Origin of the sequence: Paractinoplanes ferrugineus (genome assembly GCF_016862195.1) — a bacterium.
In the GTDB taxonomy this organism is placed as follows: Bacteria; Actinomycetota; Actinomycetes; order Mycobacteriales; family Micromonosporaceae; genus Actinoplanes; species Actinoplanes ferrugineus.
Window position 1 is genome coordinate 20913 of sequence record NZ_BOMM01000031.1, and the last position, 8108, is coordinate 29020.

At 70.5% G+C, this 8108-nt stretch carries 5 protein-coding genes and 1 pseudogene; 5 read left to right on the forward strand and 1 reads right to left on the reverse strand.

Annotated elements, in window-relative coordinates; genetic code table 11:
* Position 1: 1 nt before the first annotated feature.
* Positions 2-250: a hypothetical protein gene (locus Afe05nite_RS17705; RefSeq protein WP_203818229.1), complete on the reverse strand. Its 249-nt coding sequence runs from the start codon at positions 248-250 to the stop codon at positions 2-4.
* A 1858-nt stretch (positions 251-2108) separates the two neighbouring features.
* On the opposite strand from Afe05nite_RS17705, the gene pdhA reads away from it, so the two are divergent.
* The 5 genes and pseudogenes from pdhA to Afe05nite_RS44575 all read left to right on the forward strand — a co-directional run.
* Positions 2109-3296 (forward strand): pyruvate dehydrogenase (acetyl-transferring) E1 component subunit alpha, encoded by a 1188-nt coding sequence (gene pdhA, locus Afe05nite_RS17710; RefSeq protein WP_239117920.1) that lies wholly within the window; start codon positions 2109-2111, stop codon positions 3294-3296.
* Positions 3293-4282 carry an alpha-ketoacid dehydrogenase subunit beta gene (locus tag Afe05nite_RS17715; RefSeq protein WP_203818234.1) on the forward strand — a complete coding sequence of 330 codons (990 nt, stop codon included), beginning with the start codon at positions 3293-3295 and terminating at the stop codon, positions 4280-4282. Before pdhA ends, Afe05nite_RS17715 begins: the two co-directional genes overlap by 4 nt.
* Before the next feature lie 5 nt (positions 4283-4287).
* On the forward strand, positions 4288-5712 hold the full coding sequence (locus Afe05nite_RS17720) for a dihydrolipoamide acetyltransferase family protein (RefSeq protein WP_203818230.1): 1425 nt from the start codon (positions 4288-4290) through the stop codon (positions 5710-5712).
* Between the two features lie 167 nt (positions 5713-5879).
* Entirely contained in the window at positions 5880-6017 is a 138-nt protein-coding gene (locus Afe05nite_RS17725) for a hypothetical protein (RefSeq protein ID WP_203818231.1), read from the forward strand.
* 330 nt (positions 6018-6347) lie between these two features.
* Positions 6348-8108 (forward strand): annotated as a pseudogene (locus Afe05nite_RS44575) (hypothetical protein); the annotation flags it as partial.

The window sequence follows — 8108 nt, forward strand, 5'->3', positions numbered from 1 at the left end:
GTCACCAGCGACCGCTCAGGTCGTCACTTGGCTCGGCGTGGTGCCGGCCGACCCGCGAACTGCGCCGCTGGGCCGCGGTTCCGTCGACGTGATGCTGGCTCGCCCGGTGGGCGCCCCGGTAAGCACTCTGGTTCTCCTCGCCCCACGCTTCGGGGAGGTGGCGACGGTTGTGCCCGGCCGGCGCGCTCGGATAGGCGTAGCTGCGCTCGAGGATGCTGGCGGGTCGGACATTACGCGGGCGTTCGGTCACGGTTGACCTCCGGCTGTTCTCGGACCGGTCGGGGGACCGGTGCTTGACGGTGGATCGGACCTGCTTCCGGCGGCGCGTGCTTTCCTCGCAGGGGCGTTGCCGAGACTTGGCAGAACGATAGTCTCGGGTGCCGTGAATGCCACATTTGCCACGTTCGTGGCAGGACGGCCGGTTCTTCCAGTGGGGCGGCTTCCGCCGATCGGACGACGAGTCATCGCCCCGACCCGCCGAGCCGTAACCGTCCGGATCGGACGGCGCGTTCGGTCCCGAGTCATCCGGCGAATCCGACCCGGAATGCTGCTTCGGCGGCGAGTCGGAGGGCGAGCCCGGCGGGGAATCAGAATCGGTCGGCTCGTCTGACGGGAACGACGGCAGGAACCCGGGCTCGCCCCCCTTCTGACCACCGATATGCGGCAGACCCGGCAGGGTTCGCATTCCGGGCAACGCCGGAAACGCGCTCATCGACGGGTCCGCCGGCCGCAACGGCTTGCCGGGTGCCTGACCCGGCGTTCCCGGCCGCCCGACCGACGGCGGCCGCCCACCCGAGGAAGATCGCCCGACCGGCGGCGGCCGCTCACCCCTAGGCGGCCGCCCCCCGGAAGACGGCCGCTCACCCGAAGACGGCGGCCCAGGGGTGGATGGTCGGTCACCCGAAGACGGCCGCCCACCCGAAGACGGCCCAGGCGCTGACGGTCGCCCGCGCGCGTGAGATTTCGACCCGTTCGAGCCGGACCCACCAGACCCAGTGCCACCAGACCCAGTGCCACCAGACCCGGTCCGATCGGACCCAGCCCGATCGGACCCAGCGCCATCCGAGCTGGACCGGGACCCGGAAGAGCGCGCCTTACGCTTGCTGGTTTCACCCACGAGCCGCCCCGCGCGAACCGCGGCCTCGGCCCCATCAGACCCACCTTGCACCGACGGCGGCAGATCAGACTGCGGCAAATCTCCGCCGTCCGCAGACGAACCCGAAGACGAACCCGAAGGGCCAGCAGCAGAAGGAGGAGGAGGAGAAGAAGAAGGGCCCAACGGCGAACTCGGAGAAGGCCCTGAAGACGAGCTCGAGGACGAACTCGGTGACGGCCTCGAGGACATGCCCGCAGACGGGTCAGCAGAGGAACCTGCGACCGGATCGGAAGACCACCCCGTCGACGAACCCGAGACCGAGGACGGAGCGGGCGAGGACCCGAGCACCGGACCCGGCGAGGCCGGTGGCAACATCGGGATGTCCAGTGTGTCGCTTTTGCCGCCGGCTAGTTCGTTGGAGCCGGCGGTGATGGCGGCCAGGGTCGGCACCGAGGCGAGGCCGACCAGCAGCGCCACCAGGAGCACGTACCGCCGGGTTGGTCCGGAAAAGCCGGTATCAGCCCGGTAGACACCATTTAGCCGCTTCCGCATGACCTTAGGGGGCGCGGTGGGCTCGTCGTCCGGGTTACGCGGCACAGCCGTCCCTTCCCTAGGAGTGATCAACATGGATCGGTCTCGGTCACAGGAGTGAACGAAGTGATCTGCCATCCGCAGCGGCGGAGTCGGCCCATTCGTACGGAAGTGACCGTACGAAAACCACTTATCAGGACAAATTCGGGCGGCCATGTAACTGGGAAATTTCCCGACTGTGATCGAGCCGACCTGTAACCCGGCTCACGTTCTCTGTCAGGATGAGGGCGACGGCACCGCCGCCGTTGCCTGCCGCCGATCCAGCGGGGTCAACGTGGGGGCCGTCACTCCCCGGCGGGGTCTCGGCCCGCGCCGAAACGCTGCGCGGCAACCTCACCCAGGTCAGGCGCGGCGACCCAGCGGTTCGCCGCGCGGACGGGTAACCCCCGCCGCGGGCGCAGAGATGAACAGGGAGACACGGATGGCGAACGGCGAACGCGAAGCCGGGGCTGTGCCACTACCGGCGCCTGGCGGCGCGGAGCACCCGACACCAGGGGGGGACGCTCCGGCGGGCGGCTTCGTCCAGTTGCTCACGCCCGACGGGGAACGCGTCGACAGCGTCACCACGGCGGACGGGATGACTTACTCGGTCGATTTCACCGACGAGGAATACCGCAAGCTCTATGCGGACCTGGTCACGGTCCGCCGGCTGGATGCCGAGGCCACCGCCCTGCAGCGGCAGGGTGAGCTGGGCATCTGGGCGAGTTTGTTGGGCCAGGAGGCGGCCCAGGTCGGATCCGGGCACGCCCTGCGTAAGCAGGACATGGCGTTCCCGACCTACCGCGAGCACGGTGTCCTCTACACCCGCGGGATCGACCCGATCATGCCGTTCGGCCTGTTCCGGGGCGTCGACCAGGGTGGGTGGGATCCGAACGAGTACAAGTTCAACACCTACACGATCGTGATCGGTTCGCAGACGCTGCACGCGACCGGCTACGCCATGGGCATCACGATGGACGGCAAGACCGGCTCGCCCGACGGCGAGGCGGTGATCGCGTACTTCGGTGACGGTGCCACCAGCCAGGGTGACGTCAACGAGGCGTTCGTCTGGTCCGGCGTCTTCAACGCCCCGATCGTCTTCTTCTGTCAGAACAACCAGTACGCCATCAGCGAGCCGCTGGAACGCCAGACCCGCATCCCGCTCTACCGCCGCGCGGCCGGCTACGGCTTCCCCGGCATCCGGATCGACGGCAACGACGTGCTGGCCACCTACGCGGTCACCCGGGCCGCGCTCGACCAGGCCCGCAACGGTCAGGGCCCGTCGCTGATCGAGGCCTACACCTACCGGATGGGGGCGCACACGAGCTCCGACGACCCGACCCGTTACCGCATCGCGAGCGAGGTCGAGTCGTGGAAGGCCAAGGACCCGATCGCCCGGGTCAAGGCGTTCCTGGCCAAGCAGCAGATCGCCGACGACACGTTCTTCGCCGAGATCGACGAGAGCGCCAAGAAGCTCGCCCTGGACCTGCGCGAGCGGGTGCTGGCCATGCCTGACCCGCAGCCGGTGACGATGTTCGACAACGTCTACCCGCACGGTTCGCCCGAGGTCGACGGCCAGCGGGCCGAGTTCGAGCGCTACCACGCGTCGTTCGAGGGGAGTGACCACTGATGGTCGAGACGATCACTTTGGGCAAGTCGCTCAACCACGGCCTGCGCCGCGCCCTGGAGGACGACGCCAAGGTCGTCATCATGGGCGAGGACGTCGGCAAGCTCGGCGGCGTCTTCCGCATCACCGACGGCCTGCAGAAGGACTTCGGCGAGGATCGGGTGATCGACACCCCGCTCGCCGAGTCGGGCATCGTCGGCACCGCCATCGGCCTCGCCATCCGCGGTTACCGCCCGGTCTGCGAGATCCAGTTCGACGGCTTCGTCTTCCCGGCGTACAACCAGATCGTCGCCCAGGTCGCCAAGATGTTCTACCGCTCGCTGGGCAACGTGCGGCTGCCGATCGTCATCCGCATCCCGTTCGGCGGCGGCATCGGCGCGGTCGAGCACCACTCCGAGTCGCCCGAGGCGCTCTTCGCGCACATCCCCGGCCTCAAGGTCGTGAGCTGTGCCAACTCGGCCGACGCGTTCATGATGATCCGCCAGGCCGTCGTCTCCGACGATCCGGTCATCTTCTTCGAGCCCAAGCGGCGTTACTGGGAGAAGGGCGAGGTCGATCTCGATGCCGACCTCGGCCAGGCCTTCCCGCTGCACAAGGCACGGATCACCAGAGCCGGCACGGACGCGACCGTCCTCGCGTACGGTCCGATGGTCCGCACCGCGCTCGACGCCGCCTCCGCGGCCGCCGAGGACGGCCGCAACCTCGAGGTCATCGACCTGCGCACGCTCTCCCCGCTCGACATGGAGACGGTCTACGCCTCGGTGAAGCGCACCGGCCGGGCCGTCGTCGTGCACGAGGCTCCCGGCAACCTCGGCCTCGGCGCCGAACTGGCCGCCCGGATCACCGAGGAGTGCTTCTACTCCCTGGAGGCTCCGGTGCTGCGGGTGACCGGTTACGACATTCCCTACCCGGCGGCCCGGGTCGAGGAGGACTACCTCCCCGACCTCGACCGGGTGCTGGACGCCGTCGACCGTTCGTTCGGCTGGTGACACGGATGTCACGGATCAAGGAGTTCCCCCTGCCCGACCTCGGTGAGGGACTGACCGAGGGCGAGATCCTCGCCTGGCTGGTCAAGGTGGGCGACACGATCGAGCTCAACCAGCCGATCGTCGAGGTGGAGACGGCCAAGGCGGCCGTCGAGATCCCGGCGAAGTGGGCCGGCGTCGTCACCCGGATCTTCCACGAGGCGGGCACGACGGTCGAGGTGGGCGCGGCCATCGTGGCGATCGACACCGACCCCACCGCCGGTCCGGTGCCGTCCGCCGAGTCCCTCGCGGCGGTCGAGATCGCGCCGGCCGAGGGTGCGGTCGAGCCCGGCCTCATCGGTGGTCCGGCTCCGGGCGGCCGGACGGCCGTGCTCGTCGGTTACGGCCCGAAGAACACAACCGCGAAAAGGCGACCCCGATCGGGTACGCCCTCGGGGTCCACAACCGCAGCGGTGCCACCACCCCCGCCTCCGGCGGGGACCGCGGTCGAAGCGCCCGCACCCGTGGAGCGCCCAGCCGCCCCCGCCAACGGCCGTCTTTCCGGACCGGTGCTCGCCAAGCCGCCGGTCCGCAAGCTGGCTCGTGATCTCGGAGTCGACCTGGCGGCGATCGCCGGGACGGGTCCGATGGGATCGGTGACCCGGGACGACGTACACAACGCGGCGGCAGCACCGCAGGCCGCCGCACTCACCTCGGCCGCCGGCACCGCCGCGCCGGTCTTCGACGCCTCCCGCGAGCAGCGCCTCCCGATCAAGGGCGTCCGGAAGCTGACCGCGGCGAACATGGTGGCGTCGGCATTCACCGCGCCGCACGTCACCGAGTTCCTCACGGTCGACGTGACCCGCACGATGAAGGCGGTGGAGAAGCTGAAGGCCCGGCGTGAGTTCGCCGACCTCAAGGTCTCTCCGCTCCTGCTGGTGGCCAAGGCGGTGCTGCTCGCCGTCAAGCGTCACCCGATGGTCAACTCGACCTGGTCGGGCGAGTCGAACGAGATCGTGGTCAAGGACTACGTCAACCTCGGCATCGCGGCGGCCACCGAGCGCGGTCTCATCGTTCCCAACATCAAGGACGCGGGACGCCTCACGCTGCGGGAACTGGCCGAGGCGCTCACCACACTTGTGCAGGTCGCGAAGTCCGGCAAGACACCTCCGTCGGACATGTCGGGTGGCACCCTTTCGATCACCAACGTCGGAGTGTTCGGTGTGGACACCGGCACCCCGATCCTGCCGCCGGGCGAGTCGGCCATCCTGGCGTTCGGCGCCGTCCGGCCGACGCCGTGGGTGCACAAGAACAAGATCAAGATTCGCCAGGTGACCACCCTGGGCCTCTCCTTCGACCACCGGATCATCGATGGCGAGCTGGGGTCGAGGTTCCTGCGGGACATCGGTGCGTTCCTGACCGACCCGGAGGGGGCACTCCTCTCCTGGACATAGGAAAAATTAGGCTCAAGCCAAATTTGACCTTTGAAAATTAGGCGAGTGCGCACCATCACCCCCTAAATCTTTGGCATCTCGTCTCGATGTGGGCCAGAATTGGTATCGCATCGAGACGAGCTCCAAGGACGTGGCCCCGACCGGGCCGAGAGGGATGAAACCGCATCATGAACATCAGCGATCGGATGCGACGCCGCCGGATGATCAACCGCGAGAGGCGCGCCATCGACCGCGCCTGGCAGTCCGCTCCTACGCAGGCCATGCGCGACGAGATCAACATCATGGCGCAGCGCCGCCCCTTCTGATCACTCCATAAAACAAGCTTTGACCTCGGCCCGACCGGATCCTCCGGCCGGGCCGTCGCATGTTTGAAGACAGTCTTAAAGATCCGTTCGTCGTCCCCTCCCGGACGTACACCGGGATTCCTCCAGTCGCCGGAGCCCGGTACGGTGGGGCACGGTCCCTTGTCGGCTCGGCCGGTCGACGGCGGGGCCGGGGCCTCCGAACGGCGTAAATCGCGCCGCCTGGTCCCGCACGGCCTGGCCTTCGAGCTGGGCATGGCGCGCCGGTCGCGATTGGCTGGTGTCGCCGCGTCCGTGCAAAGCTGGCACGGTCGCATTGACGAGGAGGCGCTCATGACGTCCGAGGGGCACTACGCCGGCACGCAACCGGCCGAGGCCACGTCGGGCGGGCCAACGTCGGACGGCTTCCCGCCGGACTCCGACGGCCGGCGAATCGCCGGTCGGGCCTCGGCAGCCACGCCACCCACCGACGGTTTCCCCAGCTCCTACGCTCCGCCGCCGCCCGCCACCCCCAACGGCGGCTCACCGTTCGTGGTGCCCACGGTCCGCAGCTTCGGCTCCGGCTCCGAGTCGGCCGCCGCGAGCCCCGCCCGGCCCACCGGCACCCCCTACGGCTCGGCCCGGGTGCCGCAGCCCGAGGACGCCTCGCCCTACGGTGCTGAGGACGCCTCGCCCTACGGTTCGGTCACGCCGAGCGGCGCCTCGTCATACGCAGCCGCCCCCCAGGCCAACTCCACTCCGTTCGACCAGGCACCCTCCGCCGACAACGGCCCCGCCCCGTCGTTCGTGCCCGCTTCCGGCAATGCCCCCGAGCCACCCCGCTCGGCGTGGGCGCCCCAGCAGGCCACCTCCGGCGAGGGCCAGCTGCCGCTCCCCCAGCGCACCCCGGCCCACGTCGACCCCGGCAAGATCGGCGAGTTCGACGGCTTCGCCGCCGCCGGCCGCAACGCCGCCCCCGAGCAGCCCTCCACCGGCGCCGACGCGAACCTGCCCGGCCGCCCACCCGGCGTCTCCGCCTTCGGCGGCCAGCGCTCCCGCGTCCCCGGCGCCACCCTCTCCGGCCTGCCCGACGCTCCCGCCGGCGAGGGCCCCATCTTGCCGCTGCCAGGCCCCGCCTTCGCGTCGCGCCCCGGTCTCCCGGCCGGCCCAGACTTCCCGGCCCGCCCCGATTTCCCGGCCGGCCCCGATTTCTCAGCCGGCCCGGACTTCCCCGCCCGCCCAGACTTCCCCGGCCGCCCGGACTTCCAGGCCGGCCCCGGCCGCCCCGACTTCCAGGCCGACAGCAACGGCTCCGCCCACACCGCCGAGAACGGCTCCTTCCCCGGCGCTCGCCCAGCGGAAAAGGGCGGCTTCCCCGGCGCTCGGCCGACCGAAAACGGCGGCTTCCCGGGCGGGGCGGCAAGCGGCGGCTTCCCGGCCGCGACTCCCGGCGACGGTGGCTTCGGAGCGGCCCGCCCCGATGACGCGTCCCAGTCGGCAGACGGCGGCTTCCCGCTGCGTTCCGGCGGCGCGACCTTCCCGACCCGTCGTGGCGACTCCGGCGGCTTCCCGCTGCGCGGCGCCGTCACCCCGGGCGCCGAGTCGGCGTCCGAGCCTCCGGCCCAGCCCGCTGTCCCGGTCTCCGATCTGCCGATCCGCGGTCAGCAGGCCCCGTTCGGCCGACCGTCCGCCGCCGACCAGCCCGAGGCCCAGGCCAACGGTTTCGTCGCGTTCGGCCAGCAGTCCCCCGGCGCCGACGAGGCCCCGCACCCCTACGGCCGCCCGGCCGAGCCCGGCCCCTACGGCCGCGACCCCCAATCCGCCGACCCGTTCGGCCGCGACCCTCAGGCAGCTGACCCCATCGACCGTGACCCGTTCGGCCGCGACAACCAGGCCGCAGACGCGATCGGTCGTGACCCGTTCGGCCGCGACAACCAGGCGGCTGCCCCCTTCGGTCGAGGCTCCGAGACCGCCGACCCTTACGGCCGCGACGCCCAGGCCGACCCGTTCGGCCGCGACTCTCAGCCGGCGCAGTCCGGCCGCGAGAATCAGGGCGCTCAGTTCGGCCGCGACGCGCAGCAGGACCCGTTCGGCCGCGACGCGCAGGCCGACCCG